Source organism: Micromonospora yongxingensis (genome assembly GCF_052601155.1).
Genome location: NZ_JBQXEO010000005.1, coordinates 138841 through 159209, shown reverse-complemented (window position 1 = coordinate 159209; position 20369 = coordinate 138841). Strand labels below are relative to the sequence as shown.

Here is a 20369-nt window from a genome sequence, read left to right as displayed (position 1 = left end):
TTCTCAGCTGGAAGTGGTCTCAGCGATCAGGTAGTTGGCGACCAGGTTCTCGGCCGAGAAGATGACCGGCCCCTCGTCGACGATGGCGCAGCCGCAGAGCTGCTGCACGGACCGGAAGCTGACATTGCCGTCCGACGGCACGTTCAGCTGCACCACGTCCGGCGGGACACCGGTCGTCACCTGGGAGAAGTCGGGGGTCTTGTGCCCGATGGCGTTGATGCAGAACTGGCAGAAGAACGACTGGATCAGGAAGGCCGCCGCGCCCACCGGCACGCCTCCCAGGCCCGGCAACTGGTCGACGACGTTCGTGCCCCATGCCGGGTTGGGCAGGTACCCGAGGCTGAGGCCGAGATCGTCTCCCGTCGTCGCGATCAGGGCGGCGTCAACGACACCGGTGAAGGCCGAGTCACCGGTCCAGATGCCGGACCCGACCACCGACAGGCTGGGAGTGGATGCGTACGGGTCGGGTGTGGCGCCCACCCCGGCGCCGATGCCGAGGAAGTCCGAGTCGTCCTCGGCGAACTGGTACGAGAAGCCGGCGATCGCCGCGGTGGCGTACGTCGGGGGGCCGCCGGTGGACACCGGTGACGACGACGTGCCAGACGACATCTGGTCGACGGTGATGCCGTTCTGGTTCTGCAGGAACAGGCCGGGCGGGTTGGTGGAGCCGAGCCACGCGATGACCGCGACCTCGGCCCACGACCCGTCAAGGTCCACCTGGTCGAGGAGCATCTGCTGATCGATGATGAGCGACGTGGTGCCGACGCCGGTGCCGTCGCGCGGGCGCAACGCGAGGCCGATCCGCTGGATGACCGTCCCCGGTTGCAGGGTTTGCAGGTTGAACTGCTGCAACGCGTAAGCGTAGGCACCGATCGTGCTCGGGAACGTGAATGTCGCCGAGCCGTTGCCGGTGATCATGCTGGTCTGGATGGCGATCGACACGATTTCCTCCGGTCAGGCGAACTGGGCGATCACGGACAGCGTCGCGCTGCTGTCCCCGCAGATGTAGTGGTGGGCCCCGGTATCCGGGTTGAACAGGTTGAGCACGACGCTTCCGGAGACGGTGCAGGCGTTGATGCTCAGGTCGCCCGCCTGCATCACCTGGATTAGTTGGAACTCGGCGGTGTCGTCGTAGACGATGCTGACGTCCTGCAGCAGCAGCGCGGCTTGGGCGACCGACGAGTACCCGGACGGGATGGTGAAGTCCACGAAGAACACTCCGGTCATGCCCTGCTGCCCCTCCGGAAGGAGCCAGGTCACGCTCGCCGCCTGCACGTCGAATCCGACGAGATCGGCGCCGTAGGAGAGGAGCCCGACGTCGACCGTGCCGGTCGTCGAGAAGTTCGTCAGGCCGACGCTGCCGTTGACCGTCACCTGGTTGCCCACGGGAGAAGCCACGCTCGACGCGAGTGTGAGCCCGCCGATCTCGCCGGTGCCGTCGCTCGCGGCGACGGAGAACCCGGAGAGGAAGGCCAGGCTTGTGGTGTTGTCGCCGATCGGGACGACCGACGAGTCCTGGCCGGAGGTCAGGCCGAAGGCTGTGGCACAGACCGGTGCCGACGTGTACGGCGTGCCGATCACCGCCAGCACGCTGACCTGCGCGACGCTGCCCGGGCCGCTGTCGGAGTTGGGCGGGTCGATGGCGCTGTCGCCGTCATAGTCGGTGAGCATGACGTTGCCGCCGACGGCGACGACGGTGCCGATCAGGTTGGGGGTGAGTGACACCCCCACCGCGCCCGCGTCCTCCGCCCACCAGGCCGAGTTGGTCTGGTAGTTCAGGACGAAGCCGCTCATCGCGACGGCGTACGCCAGGATCTGCTCGCCGCTGTCGATGTCCGCGGTGAAATCGAACACCACCGGCGAGGCGAACGGGTTCGCGTCGGGCATCGCCTGAGTGCGGACACTGAGATGGGCCACGGCTCTCCTCTACGGGGTGCCGCCCCCGACCAGGGGGGGCGGATGGAATCGGGTCAGGTGGCGTACCGGAGATCGCTGTAGCCGACGAAGGCACCGAGCACGACCGGCAGCGTCACCACGCCGAGTCCGGCGGCCGGCACCATGACCTGGAACGGGTCCGCGCGCCACGCGGACTTCAGGGCGGAGACGGGAGCGAAGACTTCGTCGCCGGCGTTGACCGCCACACCCCCCAGGGGGGTCAGCGCGCCGAAGCCGGTGTACTCGAGGATTCCGACGGTCAGGCCGGTGGTGAGTGGGACATGGTTGATGGTGTTGGTGAGCAGCTGCTTCGTCGTGCCCTGCGCGGTGCCGCCCACGATCCCGGCGGCGAGGTTCGGCACCAGCCGGGGGCGTGCGTAGGTCCATGCCCGCTGGGCCCGGGAGGCTGGCGCGGCTTCCTCCGGTGCGGCTGCGGCATTCGGCTCGTGCGCCGCCGTGGGTTGGGCGTCCTGGAGGGCCGTCACCTCCTCGATATCGTCTGCGGCACCGGCGGGCGGCGGTGGCGCTGGCACGACGGGCGCGGTGCCCACCTGCTCCGGGACCTGACTCGCCGCCGCGCCGGCAGCCGACAGCCCGGCCGTGAACGCGGTGGCGATGCCGCCGGTGATGAAGCCGCCCACCGTGCCGGCGGCCGCTCCGGCCCCGAACTCCTCGCCGAACGTCTTCGCGTTCCACATTCCCGGCGGCGTCTCCACGCTGTAGAGCAGGCCGCTGCCCGCGGCGCCCATCACCGCGCCGCCGACGGCGCCGATGCCGGCCCCGGTGGCGGTCGCGGCGAGGAGCCCCTGGGCGGCCATCGCCGCGGGCACCAGCGTCGCGGTCGCGCCGGCGCTGACGACCACGGTGGCCAGGACGACCAGGAAGAGGCCAAATTCGATGCTGCTTTCCTGAAGGGTCGTCAACTGGCCGCTCGGGTCGGTCAGCAGGGTCGGCTGGTTGCCGACGTAGACGTAGGGGCTGGCGTACTGGGCGGCCGGATCGGGGTTGAGGAACCGCGCGACGCACGGGTCGTAGAGTCGGGCCGGGAAGGCGTACAGGGCGGTCTCGGCGTCGAACTCCTGGCCGGTGAACAGGATCGGGAGGAAGCCCGGCGCCGGTTCGTGCGCGAGCACCTGGCGGCCGAACACGTCGAACGAGTACGCCGAGACCAGCGCTCCGGTGCTGTCCAGGACGAGTCGGGGGGAGCGGAGATGATCGGTCACCACGGAGTAGCGCTGGTTGCCGCGGACCATGGCGACCAGTCCGGTCGGGCCGTGCACCCAGGCGGTCGGCACACCTGACGGGTCCACGGTGAGCAGGGGGCCGGGCACACCGGCGTGTACATAGAGCGTGGGTGCGGGGTCGCCGCCGCGCCACTTCATCCGGCGGTGACCGTTCACGTCGTACGCGAAGGTCAGCGACTGTCCGGTCTGACTGTGGGTGATGGTTGCCGGCAGTGCCGTGGTGTCGAGGTAGCTGAGGGTCAGACCGTCGCCGCGTGCCTCGACCAGGCCGTTCGGTTGGTACGTGTAGGTCGTGGGCTCGCCGCCGTCGGGGGTCACCGCGGCGAGTTGGTTCGTCCCGGGGGTGTAGGTGAAACAGGCGGGGCCGGAGCCGCCGGTGGCGAGGGTCTGGACGTTGCCGTTCCAGTCGCTGCAGCCGTCCGCGTCGACGTAGCCGACGTCGACCGATCGCGTGCCGTCCGCGTCGGCCGCGCAGAGCAACTGTTGCAGTGGGTCGTAGTCGTACCGCACGGAGGCGGCGTCCTTGACTCCCGCACCGGTCGTCGCCTCGACCAGCGTCGCGGGGTTGCCGGCGGGATCGTAGGTGAGCGCGAGTGAGAAGGCGGCGTCGTCGGTCTGCACGCCGAAGGAGGTGAGCCGACCGAACGGGTCGTAGGTGGCCGAGCCGGCAGGCAGGTCGCCGTAGGTGTGGCTGATCGGGCGGCCGAGCGGGTTGTAGGTGAGCGTCACGAAAGGCACACCGTCGGCGTCGGTGATCGCCAGTACGTTGTCCCGGCCGTCGTAGGTGTAGGCGACGCCGCTGAGGCCGGTGGAGGATCCGTCGGGGTAGCCGATCCAGGTGACCCGGCCCTGGTTGTCGAAGTCGTAGGTGGTGGTGAACGTGCCGAGCGTCGTGCCCCCCTGGCTCACCGTCGCTGTCCGGCTCGCCAGCACCCCGGCCGGAGCCCAGCCGTACGCCTCGGCGACCTCGTACTGGGAAGCGCCGGTGCCGGTGAGCGCCACCGTGGCGACGAGTTGGCCCAGCGCCGTCGGATCGGTTCCGTCGCCGTCGTAGGTCCAGCACCGGGTCTGTTGGTACGGGACCTGCGTCTGGTCCTGCGGCCAGGCTGGATCGTCGGCGTACTGCTGCAACTGGGCGGCGGTGGTGGGGGTCCAGTCGAACGTGACGGTACCGGCCGACAGGTGCCGCCCGAGCGCGTCCCACGTGTGGTAGGCGACCAGCCCGGCGGCTGCCGCCGCGGCGTCCTGGACGAAGCGCACCCGTCCACCGCTGTCGAACAGGTAGCGGATGGTGCCGGTGTCCGGCGCCGACTCCTGGATCAGCTGCCCGACCGTGTTCTCCTGCCGCACCAGCGTCTGCGCCGGGTCGTCGAACGTGAACGAGTCGGGCAGGGCGTGGGCGGTGCCGAGGGTGCCGTCGCCGTAGTTCGGCACGATCGTGTCGAGCGCGACCGCACCGCTGTCCGGGGTGAACCGCCCAGCGTGACGGCGGGAGGCGTCGAGCAGATGCGACATCGTCGTCTTCGTCTGACTGGTCCGCGTGACGAGGTGGAACGTCGTGTCCGGCGGGTCCAGGCCGTACGGCAGATCTCCCGCGTTGCTGCCGTAGCCGAACTGCACGGTCGGACGGCTCGCCGGCGTGGTCGATCCGAGGTCGACGATCGCCTGGTCCGCACCGGGAAAGCCGAGCTCGACCTGGCGGGCGAGTGGCGACGGCTCGAGCACCCAACGCCGGTACGGGTAGCCGCCGTCGTCGGTGTCGTTCGTCCCGTCGTACCAGTCGGCGACGTCGCCGCTCATCGTCGCGGTGCCGTCCAGCCCGGCGAGGAAGGTGGCCAGGTCGACCAGCCCGGGACGGTAGGTGAGCACGGGCAGGGACGCGCCGCTGCCGAAGAGCCCCGGCACCGGAAGCGTCTGCACGATCCTCCGGTGCCGGCCGTCGCGGATCGACTGGGTGAGCAGGTAGTCCTCGTCGGTGAGCAGGTGCTCCTGGCGGGCGACCCCGGTCGCGTCGCTCTGCTTGACCCGCAGGGCCGGACCCGCGAGAACGACCAGGTTGGCCAGCCCGAGAGCATTGCACCCGGTGCTGATGCTCGGCGTGCCCTGGGCCTGGCTCGACTGGGCGAAGAGCAACTGCCCGTCGGCGTGGAACAGCAGCTGACCGCCGACCAGGGTGAGCAGGCACCAGGTCGGTAGTCCGGGCACGGCGGCCAGGGCCGGGATCGTCGTGCCGTCGAGGGTGAGCAGCCACTGGCCGCTGACGTGGTCGAAGGTGACCGTGGCGGCGTCGCCGACGGCGATCGCGAAGTCGTCGGTGAGCTCGAGCGGGCCGCCGCCGAGCGGGGCCAGCTCGACGTACACGGTGTACGTCGGGGGCAGCGGGCAGGCGTAGCCGATGGAGTCGCTCTGCCCGGCCGACGCGTGCACGAGGATCCCGGCGCTGGCGGCGAACGCCCCGACGCGTGACGGCGTCCACTCGGCTTGCCAGGCGTTGCCGTCCCGGAAGCTCTGGTAGCTGCCACCGAACAGGCACCGGATCGCCAGGGACGCGTTCGGGTCGGTCGACGCGAACCCGGACGGATTGCCCCGCCGGGAGAGGTAGCTCAGCCGCATGGCAGAGGGCATGCCGGCGGAGGTGGTCTTGCCGACCTCGCGCAGGAAGGTGTCGCGGATGGTGTGCCAGGTGTGCCCGGCACGGTCGATCCGGTCGAGCGGGACCCGGCTCGTCGGGTCGTACGTGCGGGCGACGAGTTGCGCGGTCAACGGGGTCAGGGTCAGGTCGTCCACCCGAACCGGCACCGCCGTGGTGTTGGCGGCGGTGACGGAGAGCGTCGCCCCATCCGTCGACGCCGCGACGGTGATCGGCACGCACTGGTACGACCAGGCGCCGCCGGTGTCCGGAAACGGAAGCTCGACCACCGTGGGCGTGCCACCGACGGTGACGGTCAGGGTCCAGCCGGAGTCGGCCTGAACGAACCCGGGGTCGGTCTTGCACCAGGCGCTGAAGACGTAGGTTTCGCCCGCCCGTGGCGCGAGCGCTGCGCGGGCCGCGCCGGCGCCGGCGCCGGGCAGCAGCAGGCTGACCGAGCCGGTGCGCGCCTCCGTCGTGTCCCAGGTGGCCCCGCCGGTCAGCGACCAGCCGCCCAGGTCCTCGTAGGGTTCGAAACCGCAGAAGGTGGCCTCGCCGTCGGCGAAGCTGGCGTTCGCGGCGTGCGCGACGTCGAGCAGCCCGTCGACCGAGGTGAGCGTCGCGTGTGCGGTGCCGGCGGGATCGACCGATTCCAGGACCGACCCCCGTGCGTCCAGCACCGTCGCGGTGCTGGTGGTCAACCAGTACGCCGGGTCGGCGGCTCCGTCGAACGGGAAGATTCCGCTGTCCTGGCCCGACGGGTCGCCGCTCCACGCCCAGTGCTGCGTCGCGGCGAGCAGTGAGATCCCGGTGCCCGGTTGCGACCAGGGCGACCAGGTGGTGGCCGTCGAGCTGGCGGTGACCGGATCGGCGCCACCCACCGTGACCGTTTCCCGCACCGCCACGACGGGTCGCAGCAGGTTCGCCGCGAGCAGCGGAGGATAGACCTGGTGGCCGTAGCAGCGTTCCTCGACGTGCGTCTCGGCCGCCCCGGCGAGGGTGGTGAGCTGCCAGCAGCGTCCCACCACGACACCGGCGAACGGGGCCGGCAGCCCGGCTGGCAGGTAGGTGAGCGCGGTGACCATCGGGACCCCGTCCTGCCGCTGCACCACCGCCTCCGGTCGCACGTACCCGCCGTACAGCGGCAACGCCGACGCGCCGGGCTGGGGAGACGAGCTGCGGGTGTCGAACATGGTCCACGCCGTGGTGCGGCTCTGCACCGCCGCGCCGGAGAAGGCCCGCACCGCGTCCGACGGGTCGGGGTCACCGGTGTAGTCGAGGTTGTAGACCGCGTCGTTGCTGGGGTCGTTCACCGACCAGTAGCGGTATCCGCCGTCGACCTGGAGGTACTGCACAGTGGCGGCATCGCCGAGGGTGACGCCGCCGGCCGTGAAGGCCTGGGCGAGCCCGGGTGGGACGGGCTGCGGCGGGCCGGGCGACGCTGCCGGATCCAGTCCGAGCGCGGCGTCGAAGTCGGTGGCGAACACGAACCCGCCGGAGAAGACGACGGCCTGCTGCAGGAGCCCGTCGAAGAGCATCTCGGTCGACCCGGGGACCGTGCCGTTGAGGTAGGAGAAGACGGTACGGCCGTACGTCGAGGTCGCCGGGTCGGTGGTGCCGTCGTACACCGCGGAGCGGTAGTACTTGACGACCTGCCCGGTCGGGTCACACGTCGCGCTCGCGGGATCGAACTCGTAGGCGGTCGAATACGTGCCGCCGAAGCCGTCGGTGACGGTGAGCGAAGCAACCGGATAGTCGGTGACCGGGCCGTTCATCGCCTGCCCGGCGTAGCGGAACACCTGGTAGGAGGATGCCTGGCTGAATCCGCCCTCGTTGGCGGCGTATGCGACCAGGGACGACGGCCCGGACGCGAGCTGGCCGTCCGGATCGCCCGGCGACACACCCGGCACGTAGTAGGCCGAGCCGGCGAGCACGTCGGGCAGCGGTTGCAGCACCCCGCCGTTGCGCAGAACGAGCAGCTGGACGGCGTCGTTCGCCGGGTCGGCCGCATCGGTGACCAGGTAGGCGAGGTAGCTCGGCGCCTGGTTGGCGATGCTGCGGGAATCGACGTCGGCGGCGAGCTGCGAGGTGGAGGTCAGCTCGAAGACCGGCTGCTGGACCGATCCGCTCCAGGTGGTGGACGTGCCCCGGTAGTACACCGCGTTGCGGGCGACGACGAAGTCCCCACCGGACGCGGACGGCCAACCCTGGTCGGCGACGGTGCCGCCGGAGGGCAGCGCGGTGATGATCGGCGTCGGCTGCTCGGGGAATCCGCCGCCGTCCGGGTCGTAGGCCAGCAGGCCGGTCACCGCGTCGGTGTCGTCGTTGGCTACCTGGACCGCGACGTCGTCTCCGTACGCGAAGGCCAGCCACCCGTAGCCCTGCATGGACGTGGCGAAGCTCGCGGTGTGCCAGGTGCCCGCGTCGAACCGGAACAGGTTCTCCCGCGCGGCCACGAACCCGCCGTTGACCACAACCGGCCCGGGCGGCCACGAGACGCCCTGCTGCCCGTCGATCGGCTCGGCCGCCAGCCCGCCGACGTACGTGGTGTCGACGAACTGGTAGTCGAGATCCCAGCGCAGCAACTGCACACCATAGGTTGAGGTCGAGCCGGCCGGGCCTTCGGCGAATGACAGCGCGACGAGGGACGGGCCGACGTCCCAGACGACCTGGTAGCCGTCGTTGAAGCTCACCTGACACGGCAGGGTGACGCTGCCGCCGTCGTGCCAGAGCGCGCCGGGGTCGAGCCAGCAGAGCGACAGGTCGGTGCCGGCCGTCGTCGTGCTGGCGACCAGCAGGCACTCGGCGTCGCCGAGAACGAACAGCGGTGACGACTCGGTGCGGACCGGATCGTCCAGTCCGCTCCAGCCATCGCGCCAGTCCCACGCCCACTGGTAGAGCAGGTAGGTCGACGACGTGGCCAGCACGGCGGCGACGAAGGCCGCGCCGGCGGTCAGGCTGACCTGGCCCGCCAGCGCGGGCACGCTGGTCGCGCACCATTGGTCGGGCTGTCGCGGGGTGCGGTTGTAGAGCGTGACGGCGCTGGTCCCGGACTCGGTGCCGAGCGCCAACGCGAACGTGTCGGCGGCCGTGACGGTGTGGGTGTCGTCGGCGTCGAGCGGGTTCGTGGGATCGTCGTAGACGGTACCGCCGCACCAGTGTGACCAGCGGCCGAGCCAGGTGTACACATCGAGTGTCGCCATCGTCCGTGTGAGGCTCAACCAGACCGACACCACATAGTCGGGGCCACTCCACACCAGGGGTGTGGCGCCCGCGCCGAGTGCGTCCGGTGGCTCGATCTGCGGGGTCGCCCGGTCGCAGATGTCCAGGCAGGACGATGCGTACGCCCAGGTGGCAACGGCTCCCTGGGGATAGGTGATGGAGCACAGTGCGCCGACGTTCGGGGAGTCCGCGGCGTCGAGGTAGTAGTCGAAGGCGTAGCCGGGCAGGCTCGCGCCGTAGCTGTTGCGCTCGGTGACGCCCGTCAGGTAGCGCTTGGCGGCGGTGACCGACAGCCCGGCGGGCGTGGTCGAGACCACCTGCGGCGCGCTGTAGGTCAGGTCGATCGCGAAGATCAGGTCGCCGTCCGCGGCCATGACGTCGAGGCCTTGCAGATAGAGCGTCTCGTAGCGGTCCTGGTAGGCGTTGGGCGTGGCGAGGTTCGACGGCGGGCTCGCGGGTCCGTCGGCCGGGACGAGTTGCTTGTGTGGGTCGAGGTACTCCTGCGCGTCCGCGGTGAAGGTCTTGTCGCCGTAGCGGAACAGCACGACCTGACCGGCGACACTGGTCACGCTGGTCGGGTAGATCGCCTTCGTGTACGGCAGCCCGGTGCCGACCAGCTGCTCGGCGTTGTTGCCGAGCAGGCCGTTTCCATCGCGGGGAAACTCGTTGTACGCGTAGCCGACGCAGGAGCCCCACCGATCGCGGCGGGTGGTGAGGTTCCACGCCCGGGCGTACTGGGCCTGGCCCGTGCCCAGCATCGACGGCCCGGACCAGGTGCCCGACGGTCCTCCCCATTTGACCGCCCACTCGATGCTGTTGCCGGCGCTGGTCGCGTAGCCCTGCGCGGTGCCGCCAAGCCCACCGCCAAAGATTCTGACCTCGGCCGAGTCGGTCGTGACCTCCCATTTCTCGTACTCCGGGTAGTACGAGATCTGCCAGAACAGGTAGTCCTGTGTCTGGTACCGCAGCCCGCCGTCCTGGACGTCCGCGCCGTTGGCGCTGACGTCGACCGCGAAGACCCGTTCCCAGGTGGGATCGCTGATCGTCCAGCCCGATGCGGCATCGCCGGTGACGCTTGCCGCCGGGGCCAGCGGAAGCCCCTGGGCTGCGAAGGCCGCGACCACCTCGTCGGACACCGGCCCGTTGACGAGCGTGCCGACAGTCGCCTGGTCGAGTTGGGCGCGAAGCCAGGGGCTCGCGTCGGGTACCAGGGCGTTCGAGACGCCGCCCGACCAGTAGACGTATTCGACGCCGACAGCGCTGACAGAGCCGGAGAAGCAGGCCTCGATACGGTCCCACGCGAGGTACCAGCCGAGGCCGACGATTCCGGTGGGAGCGTCGAGGTTCCACTGGTCGACCTGGTCGCTGACGTTGCTCCGGTACTGCAACGCCACGCCGACGGCGAGGGTGTCGTCATCCGGCACACCGGGCAGCTGGACGAGATTCTGCGGGTAGTTGAGGTCGCCTCGGAACAGGTTCACGTTCCGCGACAACTTCCCGATTGCCCCCACCTCGAACTGCGCAGGGTCGACGGCAGGAATCTCGTTGGCCATCAGAACCCCCGCCTCGCGCAGCCTGTCGGCACCTGCACCCACGTCCTGCCCAGGAGTCGGCGCACTGCGAGGCACCCTGCTCTCGACCGTGGGCTACTCGCACATGTCTACCCCAACAAACAGGCGAAAAGGCGCATATGGTCACATATGCACCAACCCTGGTGTTCGACTGCCGTGAGCCTTCCGGCGGTGGTGGTGCCCTTGGCGGTCCCGGCCGGACCGGCCAGTGGCTTGCGCCGTATCGGCGGCTCGGGGACCTCGGCGCGAACGTCTGAGCCCGGAACATTACGACTTGACGAACGGCATGTTATCGCTCACAGTCGATGGCTAAGGACGACGATAACCGCGGCTTACCGGGCAGGCCCTGCTTCGTCGACCTGGAATCAGGCGTGCGTTAGGGCATGCAGACGTCTTGTTAGCGCTGACATCTTCCGACGCCTGCGCCCGGCCACGCGTCGCGGTGCGCCCATCTTCGGGCAGACCGTTCGGCTCTTGGTCATTGGAGGAGGATCATGTCTGCCTTTGGTAGATCTCCATCAATCTCACCGCCCTCGCGGCGGCGCGGGTTCCTGCTGCGGGTCGTCGCCGCCGGCGTGGCGGTGGTCGTCGGTGGTGCCGCCGCCGCGGTGGTGTCGTCGACACCCGCCGCCGCGGCGACGGTCGACACGAGCGCGTGGTACGTGTTGATCAACCGCAACAGTGGCAAGGCCCTGGACGTGTACAACCTGGCCACCAACGATGGTGCGCGGATCACGCAGTGGGCGCGGAACAACGGCAATCAGCAGCAGTGGCAGTTCGTGGATTCGGGTGGTGGTTACTACCGGTTGAAGTCGCGGCTGTCGGGCAAGGTGTTGGACGTCTACAACTTCTCGACGGCCAACGGCGGCAGCATCGTGCAGTGGAGTGACGGTAACGGGACCAATCAGCAGTTCCGGTTGGCCGACTCCGACGGTGGTTACGTCCGGTTGATCAATCGGAACAGCAACAAGGTGGTGGAGGTGCAGGGGGCCTCGACCGCCGACGGCGGCAACATCGTGCAGTACGACGACTGGAACGGCAGCAACCAGCAGTGGCAACTCGTCCGCGTCGACGGCGGTGGTGACCCGACCACGCCTCCGCCCGGCACGTGCTCTCTACCGTCGACGTACCGCTGGACATCGACGGGCTCGCTGGCGAACCCGAAGTCGGGGTGGGTCTCGCTCAAGGACTTCACCTACGCCCCCTACAACGGCCGGCATCTGGTCTACGCGACGACGCACGACACCGGGACGAGGTGGGGGTCGATGAACTTCGGCCTCTTCACGAACTGGTCCGACATGGCCTCGGCCAGCCAGAACACCATGTCGTTCTCCACTGTCGCGCCCTCGCTGTTCTACTTCGCGCCGAGGAACATCTGGGTGCTCGCCTATCAGTGGGGTGGGACGGCGTTCTCCTACCGGACGTCGAGCGACCCCACCAACCCGAATGGCTGGTCGTCGGAGCAGGTGCTCTTCTCCGGAAGCATCTCCGGCTCCGGTACGGGACCCATCGACCAGGCGCTCATCGGTGACAGCACGAACATGTACCTGTTCTTCGCCGGCGACAACGGCAAGATCTACCGGGCCAGCATGCCCATCGGGAACTTCCCGGGCAGTTTCGGCTCGACGTCGACGGTGATCATGAGTGACACGACGAACAACCTGTTCGAAGCCGTTCAGGTCTACAAGCTTCAAGGTCAGAGCCGCTACCTCATGCTGGTCGAGGCGATCGGCTCGCAGGGTCGCTATTTCCGCTCGTTCACGGCCACCAGCCTGGGCGGTTCGTGGACGCCGCAGGCCGCGACCGAGAGCAATCCCTTCGCCGGCAAGGCCAACAGCGGCGCCACCTGGACCAACGACATCAGCCACGGCGAGCTGATCCGCGGCAACGCCGACCAGACGATGACCGTGGATCCCTGCAACCTCCAGTTGCTGTACCAGGGCCGTTCCCCCAACTCCGGCGGCGACTACGGGCTCCTGCCGTACCGGCCGGGTCTGCTGACACTGCAGCGCTGACGGGTCGACCCTGTGAGCCGCGCAACGCGATGCCGAACAGGTGGACGTTGTCGCGGTTCGCGATCAGGGTCGAACTGAGCGGAAGGGACGGGCTCGGCGCAAGGCCGAGCCCGTCCCAGGTCACGTGGAAAAACCGGTGACGGCGCGACAGGTGCGGTCAGCATTGTTAGCGACCACACGGCGGCCTTGCACCGGTCTTCTTCCTTCGAAATGTCAGAGACATCCTGACCAGCCGATGTGGACCGAAGGCTGGGAAATAGATGATTCCTTACGTCTTGACGAACGGCATGTTATCGCTCACTCTCGATGTCTAGGACGACCGCATCCGTGGCTCACCGGGCGAGCCCTCGCTGGTCGGCCTCGCGATCACGACGTCCCCTCAGGGCATGCGGACGTCACCTCAGGGACACCCGCTGGCGACAGCGACCGGGCTGCGCGTGCCGGTGCCGTCCACCTCACCGACCGTCCGTGAGCCGCGCCCGCCGTCCCGGACCGGCTCCCCGAGCGAACTGGCACATCACCACCACCGGCTCGAAGACTGAGAAGGAACGCCATGACATCCAAGAAAACCGTGCTGTCGACGATGGCCCTCGCCGTCGCGCTCACCGCGGGTATGACGGCGACGTTGGCCTCCACGGCCAGTGCCGGGACCACGCTGAAGGCGTCCGCAGCCGAGAAGGGCCGCTACTTCGGCGCGGCCGTCGCGACGGGCAAGCTCTCCGACAGCCAGTACGTCGGCATCCTCAACCGCGAGTTCAACAGCGTCGTCGCCGAGAACGAGATGAAGTGGGACGCCACCGAACCCCAACAGGGCCGGTTCAGCTACACCGGCGGCGATCGTCTCGTCAGTCACGCTCGGGCCAACGGCATGACCGTGCGGGGCCACACCCTGCTCTGGCACGCGCAGCAACCGGGTTGGGCGCAGGGCCTCGGGTAGCGCGTTGCGCAACGCCGCGATCAACCATGTCACCCAGGTGGCCACGCACTTCCGAGGCCAGATCCACTCCTGGGACGTGGTGAACGAGGCGTTCGCCGACGGTGGCGGCGGCGGACGGCGTGACTCCAACCTCCAGCGCACGGGCAACGACTGGATCGAGGCGGCGTTCCGCGCTGCGAGGTCGGCCGATCCCGGTGCCAAGTTGTGTTACAACGACTACAACACCGACGGCGTCAACGCGAAGTCGACCGGTGTCTACAACATGGTGCGGGACTTCAAGGCCCGGGGCGTACCCATCGACTGCGTCGGTTTCCAGTCCCACCTGGGCACGTCGCTGCCGGGTGACTACCAGGCCAATCTGCAGCGCTTCGCCGACCTCGGTGTCGACGTGCAGATCACCGAACTCGACGTCATGACCGGCTCCAACCAGGCCAACATCTACGCCTCCGTCACGCGCGCCTGCCTGGCCATAGCGCGCTGCAACGGCATCACGGTGTGGGGTGTGCGGGACAGCGACTCCTGGCGCGGCACCGACGACGCTCTGCTGTTCGACCGATCGGGCAACAAGAAGGCCGCGTACAACGCCGTCCTCGACGCACTCAACGCCGGTGGCAACCCGCCCACCACGCCCCCGCCCGGCACTCCGGACACGACCGCGTGGTACCTGCTGGTGAATCGCAACAGCGGCAAGGCCCTGGACGTGTACAACCTGGCCACCAACGATGGTGCGCGGATCACGCAGTGGGCGCGGAACAACGGCAATCAGCAGCAGTGGCAGTTCGTGGATTCGGGTGGTGGCTACTACCGGCTGAAGTCCCGGCACTCCGGCAAGGTGTTGGACGTCTACAACTTCTCGACCGCCAACGGCGGCAGCATCGTGCAGTGGAGTGACGGTAACGGGACCAATCAGCAGTTCCGGTTGGCCAACTCCGACGGTGGTTACGTCCGGTTGATCAATCGGAACAGCAACAAGGTCGTGGAGGTGCAGGGCGCCTCGACCGCCGACGGCGGCAACATCGTGCAGTACGACGACTGGAACGGCAGCAACCAGCAGTGGCAGCTGATCCGCATCGGGTAGCCGCGACCCCTCGGACACACCGAAAGAGCGCCCGGTTTCCGCCCGCACGGTGAGCGCGGGAGCCAGATGACGCACCGCCACGGTCAGCGCGGGCCGGCTTCACGGTCGGCCCGCCCTGCGGCCGAGGCCGAGCGCTCGTCGCCGCGCTCGCACAACATCCCAACGTGCTGACGCCACCAAACGCCGGCACGCACGCCAGGGCACGCGCGTGCGTTCCGCTCGCGGGTGACCCCGATCGAAGGAGTGGACCATGAATGCCATCGGTGCGGCTCGTTCCGCCTCCCCACCGAGACGCCGCTGGCGGTCAGGGCTGGCCGCGGCCGCTGCGGCGGTCCTCGCGGCCGGCACGTTGGTCGCCGTGAACACGGCGCCCGCCGCCGCGGCGACCGTGGACACCAGCGCCTGGTACGTCCTCGTGAACAGAAACAGCGGCAAGGCGTTGGACCTGTACGCCTCGGCCACCAACGACGGCGCACGGATCAGCCAGTGGACGCGCAACGACGGCGCGAACCAGCAGTGGCAGTTCGTGGACTCCGGTGGCGGGTACTACCGGCTGAAGTCCCGGCACTCCGGCAAGGTCCTCGACGTGCACAACTGGTCGACCGCCGACGGCGGAGCGATCGTGCAGTGGTCCGACACCAACGCGACGAACCAGCAGTTTCGGCTCGCCGACTCGGACGGCGGTCACGTCCGACTGATCAGTCGGCACAGCGGCAAGGTCGTGGAGGTGCAGGGTGCCTCCACCGCCGACGGTGGCAACATCGTGCAGTACGCCGACTGGAACGGTGCCAACCAGCAGTGGCAGCTCGTCCGCGCGGACGGCGGCAACCCGCCGTCGGGAGGCACCGGCTGCGGTAAGGCACCGACGCTGTCCAGCGGGACGCACACGATTCAGAGCAGCGGCAAGAGCCGCTCGTTCATCCTGCGGGTGCCCACCACCTACAACAACAACAACCCCTACCGTCTGATCTTCGCGTTCCACTGGCGAGGCGGCACCATGCAGGAGATCTCCTCGGGCGGCACCAGTGGGACGGCATGGTCCTACTACGGGCAGCAGGAGCAGTCGAACAACAGCGCGATCCTGGTGGCGCCCCAGGGCCTTGGCAACGGCTGGGGAAATGCCGGCGGTGAGGACATCACCTTCGTCGACGACATGATCAGGCGGATCGAGAGCGACCTCTGCGTCAACCCGAGGCAGCGGTTCGCCCTCGGATTCAGCTGGGGTGGCGGCATGAGCTACGCCGTCGCCTGCGCGCGGGCCACCGTCTTCCGGGCGGTCGCGGTCATCTCCGGTGCGCAGATCAGCGGGTGCAGCGGCGGTACGCAGCCCATCGCGTACTTCGGGTTGCACGGCATCTCGGACAACGTCCTGAGCATCTCCCAGGGGCGCTCGTTGCGCGACACGTTCGTCCGGAACAACGGTTGCGCCGCCCAGAACCCGCCCGAGCCGGGGCCGGGCAGCCGTACGCACATCACGACCACCTACTCGGGCTGCCGGGCCGGCTACCCGGTCCAGTGGGCCGCGTACGACAACGGTCACATGCCCGGGCCGGTGGACGGGACCTACGCCGAGAGTGGCGTCACCACCTGGACCAAGGGCGAGATCTGGAGGTTCTTCGCGCAGTTCTCGTGACGCTGACGCGCCATGGCCGAGGTCAGGCGGCGCCTGCCCCCGCGATGCGGGGGTGGGTGCCGCCTTCGCCAGAGCCGATGCGGCGAAGATGCTGAGTGCGGGGGCGGGGTCAGCGTTGCAGGCGGGTCGGGCTGCCCGAACCGCTGCGCCGGACCAGCCATGCCTCGGTGATGTGGGTGAACATCGCCTCGGCCGCGCCGTCCGGGTCGTGCGCGGCGATCCGCTCGTAGATGCGCCGGTGGCCGCGGTTGGACGCCACGCACAGGGAGCGCTCGGTCCGGCCCATGTAGCGGGCGGTGTTGATGACCTGGCTCTCCAGCGCCCGTACGACACCGCGGGCGATGCGGTTCCCGGATGCCTGCATGACCGTGTCGTGAAAGGCCCGGTCGTGCTCGTGGTAGGTGACGTGGTCGTCGACGAGTTCGTCCATCCGGTCCACGAGGGCGCGCAGCCGGTCGATGGTCTCCGCGTCGGCGAGGCGGGCGGCGACGTTCGCCATGTCGGACTCCAGCACCCGCCGGGTGACGACGAGGTCGTCGAGGATGGCGAGGCTGTCGTCCTCGGCGATGGTGGCCCCGAGGACGAGCTCATCGAGCATGTCCCAGTCCGACGGTGGGGTGACCATGGTGCCGGCACCCTGGCGGACCTGCACCAGCCCCTTCTCCTGAAGGATTTTCACCGCCTCCCGGACGACGGTCCGGCTCACGGAGAAGGTCTGGCAGAGGATCGGCTCGGGGGGCAGGGACGTCCCCGGCGGGTGCACGCCACGGACGATGCGCTCCACCAGCTCGGCGGTGACCGCCCTGGCGAGGTTGGTCGGTCGACGCACCCACGCCGGGGTCGCCGAACTGTTCAGAACTGTCTCCTGCGGTGGCGTCATGTCCCCCTCCGAATGGCTCGCCGTGGCACGACGTCCGGCTCAGTGTACGGCGGAGCATTGACCTAATACGTCATACGAGTTACGTTCCGATCAAACGACGGCATGACGGGGCGTCCGTCGGCCACCCACGTTCAGAGGTGACAACTGATGCGACAGCGAGCAATATGGTCGGCCGTCCTCGTTGTGGGACTGGCTCTGACCGGCTGTGGAAGTGCCACCAACTCGGGCTCGTCACAGGGCGGGTCGGACGGCAAACTGGTGGTGTGGGACTGGAAGTCAGGTGAGACTTTCGCCGCATCGTACCTGGACAAGGCGAAAGCCGACTTCACGAAGAAGCACCCCGACGTCGCGGTCGAGTTCGTCGCGCAGCCCTTCGACCAGTACTACACGCTGCTCGGCGCGGCCATCCAGTCCGGCAAGGGCCCGGACGTCATGCTGTTCAACGGCGGTGGCCAGATCCGCGACCGGGTCGACGCCCTGGTGCCGCTGGACGAGTACGTCGCCGACGACAGGAAGCGGCTGGCCGGGTGGGACGCGTTCACCAAGGACGGCAAGGTCTATGCCGGCCCGGTGACGCTGCAGGGCCACCCCGTCTACTACAACAAGGCGATCTACGAGAAGGCCGGGCTCGACCCGACGAGCCCGGCCACCACGTGGAACGAGTTCGTCGCCGACTGCGCCGCCATCGCCAAGGCCGGCGCCAAGTGCTTCGCCCTCGGCAACAAGGAGGGCGTCGGCATCCAGTTCTGGCTCTCGAGCATGGCGTCGAGCACCCTCACCGCCCAGGAGTACGACGACTGGATCGCCGGGAAGCGGGACTGGACCTCGGCCAACGTCAAGCGGATCTTCCAGCTCTGGAAGGAGGCCGGCGACGCGGGGATGAACAGCGACGGGGCCAACTCGACCGCCATGTTCAACGACTCCTTCGCGCTCTTCCAGTCGGGCAAGGCCGCCCACGTCATGGGCCTGATGTCGGACGTGGGGCACTGGCAGGACTTCAACGAGTTCCTGACCGCCGACAAGCTGGGCGTCATGAAGGCTCCGGTCGTCACCGCCGGCACCACCCCGAGCCTCCCGTACGACGGTGGCATCGGATACGGGGTCGCCAAGTGGACGAAGGACCCGAAGGTGGCCGCTGACCTGGTGCGCTCGCTGACCTCGACCGACGCGCTGAAGGCGTTCTACGCCGACGCGGGCGCGATCGCCGCCGACACCACGATCGACGTGTCGCAGGGCGGCCCGGCTGTCGCCACGATCCTCTCCGAACTCAAGGGCGGCAAGCCCGCTCTGCACGTGGCCCTGTCCTCGAAGACGCTGGACCTGATGGGCCGGCTCTCCCAACAACTGCTCAGCGGGTCGGTCACCGTCGACGAGGTGGTGAAGCAACTGGCTGCTTCAGACCAGGCGGGCTGACCTCGTGCCCATCGGAAACACGCGACCGTCGGTCCGTACGACTCAGGCCGGACGGGCCGGCGGGGCGGCGGTCACACTGTCCGCGCCGCGGGGCGGCACGAATCCTCGTCGCGCCCGCGGTGGCCTGCGAGCCGAACGCTACGGCCCGTACGTCCTGGTCGCTCCGGCCGTTCTCATCGTCGTGGCGCTGCGGCTCTATCCGCTGCTCCTCGGAGTCAACTTCTCCTTCACCGGTGACGGTGCGCTGAACGGGACGGTCGTCGGGTTCGGCAACTACCGCGAACTGTTCGGCGATCCACTGTTCCGCACCGCCCTGCGCAACGTCGGGCTGCTGGTGCTGCTGCTCCCGGTGGCGGTGGCGATCCCCGGTCTGCTCGCGACGTTCATCTACCTCCGGGTGCCGGGCCACCGCCTCTACCGCAGCGTCTACTTCTTTCCGGCCGTGCTCTCACCGGTCATCGTCGGTGCGATCTTCAACCTGCTGCTCGCCTTCGACGGCCCCCTCAACGCCGTCCTCGGGTCGGCCGGCGTCAGCCCGGTGGACTGGCTCGGGGATCCGGACCTGGCGATGTTCATGGTGGTGGGCGTGTACGTCTGGGCAACCTTCGGAATGGCCCTGGTGGTGTTCCTCGCCGGCTTCGCCACCCTGGACTCCGCGCTCCTGGACGCCGCCCGGGTGGACGGGGCGTCCCTGCCCCAGGTCATCTGGCATGTGATCGTCCCGAGCCTCTCGCGCACCATCCAGTTCGTCTTCGTGACCACGATGATCGGGATGCTGACCTCCATGTTCGGGCTGCTCTTCGTCATGACCAGCGGCGGGCCGGAGGGGTCGACGTACCTGCCGGAGTACTACATCTGGATCCAGCAGGGCCAGATGAACCGGCCGGCTCTCGCGTCGGCCGCGTCGACGATCCTCTTCATGATCATGCTCGTAATGGGGTTGTTGCAGATCAAGGTGCTCGAACGGGCGGGGAGGGAGGACTGATGCCCCGCGTACGTCTGGGACGGTGGTTGATCGCGATCCCGATGTCGCTGCTCGCGGTGGCGACGATCTACCCCCTGCTGTTCACCGCCAACGTCGCGATGAAGACGCGGCGTGACTACATCCTCGACCGGTTCTCCCTGACCGATGCTCTGCGCTGGGAGAACATCGACACGGCGTGGAGCAGCGTCGGCATGGGCCGCTACTTCGCCAACTCGCTGCTCGTGGTGACGTCGTCGGTGGCCCTGCTGCTGTTGTTCGGATCGATGGCCGGCTTCGCGCTGAGCCAGCTGCGGTTCCGCGGCTCGTCGGCGCTGTTCCTGGGCTGCCTCGCGGGCCTGTTCGTTCCGTTTCAGGTGATCATGGTGCCGCTCGCCCGGATCATGGCCGACACCGCGCTCATCGACACGTACCCCGGTCTGGTCCTCGTCTACGTGGCCCAGTTCCTGCCCTTCACCGTCTTTCTGATGACGAGCTACTACCGGGGCATCCCGCCCGAGATCGTGGATGCCGCCCGGATCGACGGCAACACCGTGTACGGCGTCTACCGCCGGATCATGCTGCCCCTGGGCACACCCGCGCTGCTGTCGGTCGGCATCCTCGACGCTCTGTTCTGCTGGAACGACGTTCTCATGGCGTTGGTGATGATGCCCTCGGCCGAGCACCGGACGCTCATGGTCGGCGTGACCTCGCTGCGCGGGCAGTACTCCGACGACATCCCCACCTTCGCCTCCGGGGTCCTGATCGCCGCGATACCCGTTCTGCTGGTCTACCTGTTCCTTCAGCGCCAGATCGCCGACGGCGTCGCCGCCGGTTCCACGAAAGGCTGA

9 protein-coding genes and 1 pseudogene are annotated in these 20369 nt (G+C 68.7%); 6 read left to right on the top strand and 4 right to left on the bottom strand.

From position 1 onward, the window contains the following. Positions 1–3: 3 nt before the first annotated feature. From ACTWLT_RS09330 to ACTWLT_RS09320, 3 genes are read right to left on the bottom strand one after another with little or no spacing between them, the layout of a single operon-like run. Entirely contained in the window at positions 4–942 is a 939-nt protein-coding gene (locus ACTWLT_RS09330; RefSeq protein WP_445317946.1) for a hypothetical protein, read from the bottom strand. 12 nt (positions 943–954) lie between these two features. After that, positions 955–1917 (bottom strand): hypothetical protein, encoded by a 963-nt coding sequence (locus ACTWLT_RS09325; RefSeq protein WP_445317945.1) that lies wholly within the window; start codon positions 1915–1917, stop codon positions 955–957. Positions 1918–1970: 53 nt separating this feature from the next. Next, the gene (locus ACTWLT_RS09320; RefSeq protein ID WP_445317944.1) at positions 1971–10511 is read right to left on the bottom strand and encodes an RHS repeat domain-containing protein; all 8541 of its coding nucleotides are present in this window, start codon (positions 10509–10511) and stop codon (positions 1971–1973) included. A gap of 584 nt (positions 10512–11095) precedes the next feature. Between ACTWLT_RS09320 and ACTWLT_RS09315 the strand changes: the two genes are divergently transcribed. The 3 genes and pseudogenes from ACTWLT_RS09315 (at position 11096) to ACTWLT_RS09305 (ending at position 16264) form a co-directional block, all read left to right on the top strand. Next, the gene (locus tag ACTWLT_RS09315) at positions 11096–12616 is read left to right on the top strand and encodes a non-reducing end alpha-L-arabinofuranosidase family hydrolase (RefSeq protein ID WP_445317943.1); all 1521 of its coding nucleotides are present in this window, start codon (positions 11096–11098) and stop codon (positions 12614–12616) included. Positions 12617–13199: 583 nt separating this feature from the next. After that, positions 13200–14631 (top strand): annotated as a pseudogene (locus tag ACTWLT_RS09310) (endo-1,4-beta-xylanase). A 250-nt stretch (positions 14632–14881) separates the two neighbouring features. Continuing rightward, complete coding sequence (locus ACTWLT_RS09305) at positions 14882–16264, top strand: RICIN domain-containing protein (RefSeq protein ID WP_445317942.1); 1383 nt, start codon at positions 14882–14884, stop codon at positions 16262–16264. 109 nt (positions 16265–16373) lie between these two features. Here ACTWLT_RS09305 and ACTWLT_RS09300 read toward each other — a convergent pair whose 3' ends face one another. Then, positions 16374–17144, bottom strand: a complete 771-nt coding sequence (locus ACTWLT_RS09300) for a FadR/GntR family transcriptional regulator (protein WP_445317941.1) — start codon at positions 17142–17144, stop codon at positions 16374–16376. A 147-nt stretch (positions 17145–17291) separates the two neighbouring features. On the opposite strand from ACTWLT_RS09300, the gene ACTWLT_RS09295 reads away from it, so the two are divergent. From ACTWLT_RS09295 to ACTWLT_RS09285, 3 genes are read left to right on the top strand one after another with little or no spacing between them, the layout of a single operon-like run. Further along, a complete protein-coding gene (locus tag ACTWLT_RS09295; RefSeq protein WP_445317940.1) occupies positions 17292–18557 on the top strand; it encodes an ABC transporter substrate-binding protein in 1266 nt (421 codons plus the stop codon). A gap of 4 nt (positions 18558–18561) precedes the next feature. Continuing rightward, positions 18562–19542 carry a carbohydrate ABC transporter permease gene (locus ACTWLT_RS09290; protein ID WP_445317939.1) on the top strand — a complete coding sequence of 327 codons (981 nt, stop codon included), beginning with the start codon at positions 18562–18564 and terminating at the stop codon, positions 19540–19542. After that, positions 19542–20369, top strand: coding sequence for a carbohydrate ABC transporter permease (locus ACTWLT_RS09285; protein ID WP_445317938.1), 828 nt, complete (start codon positions 19542–19544; stop codon positions 20367–20369). Before ACTWLT_RS09290 ends, ACTWLT_RS09285 begins: the two co-directional genes overlap by 1 nt.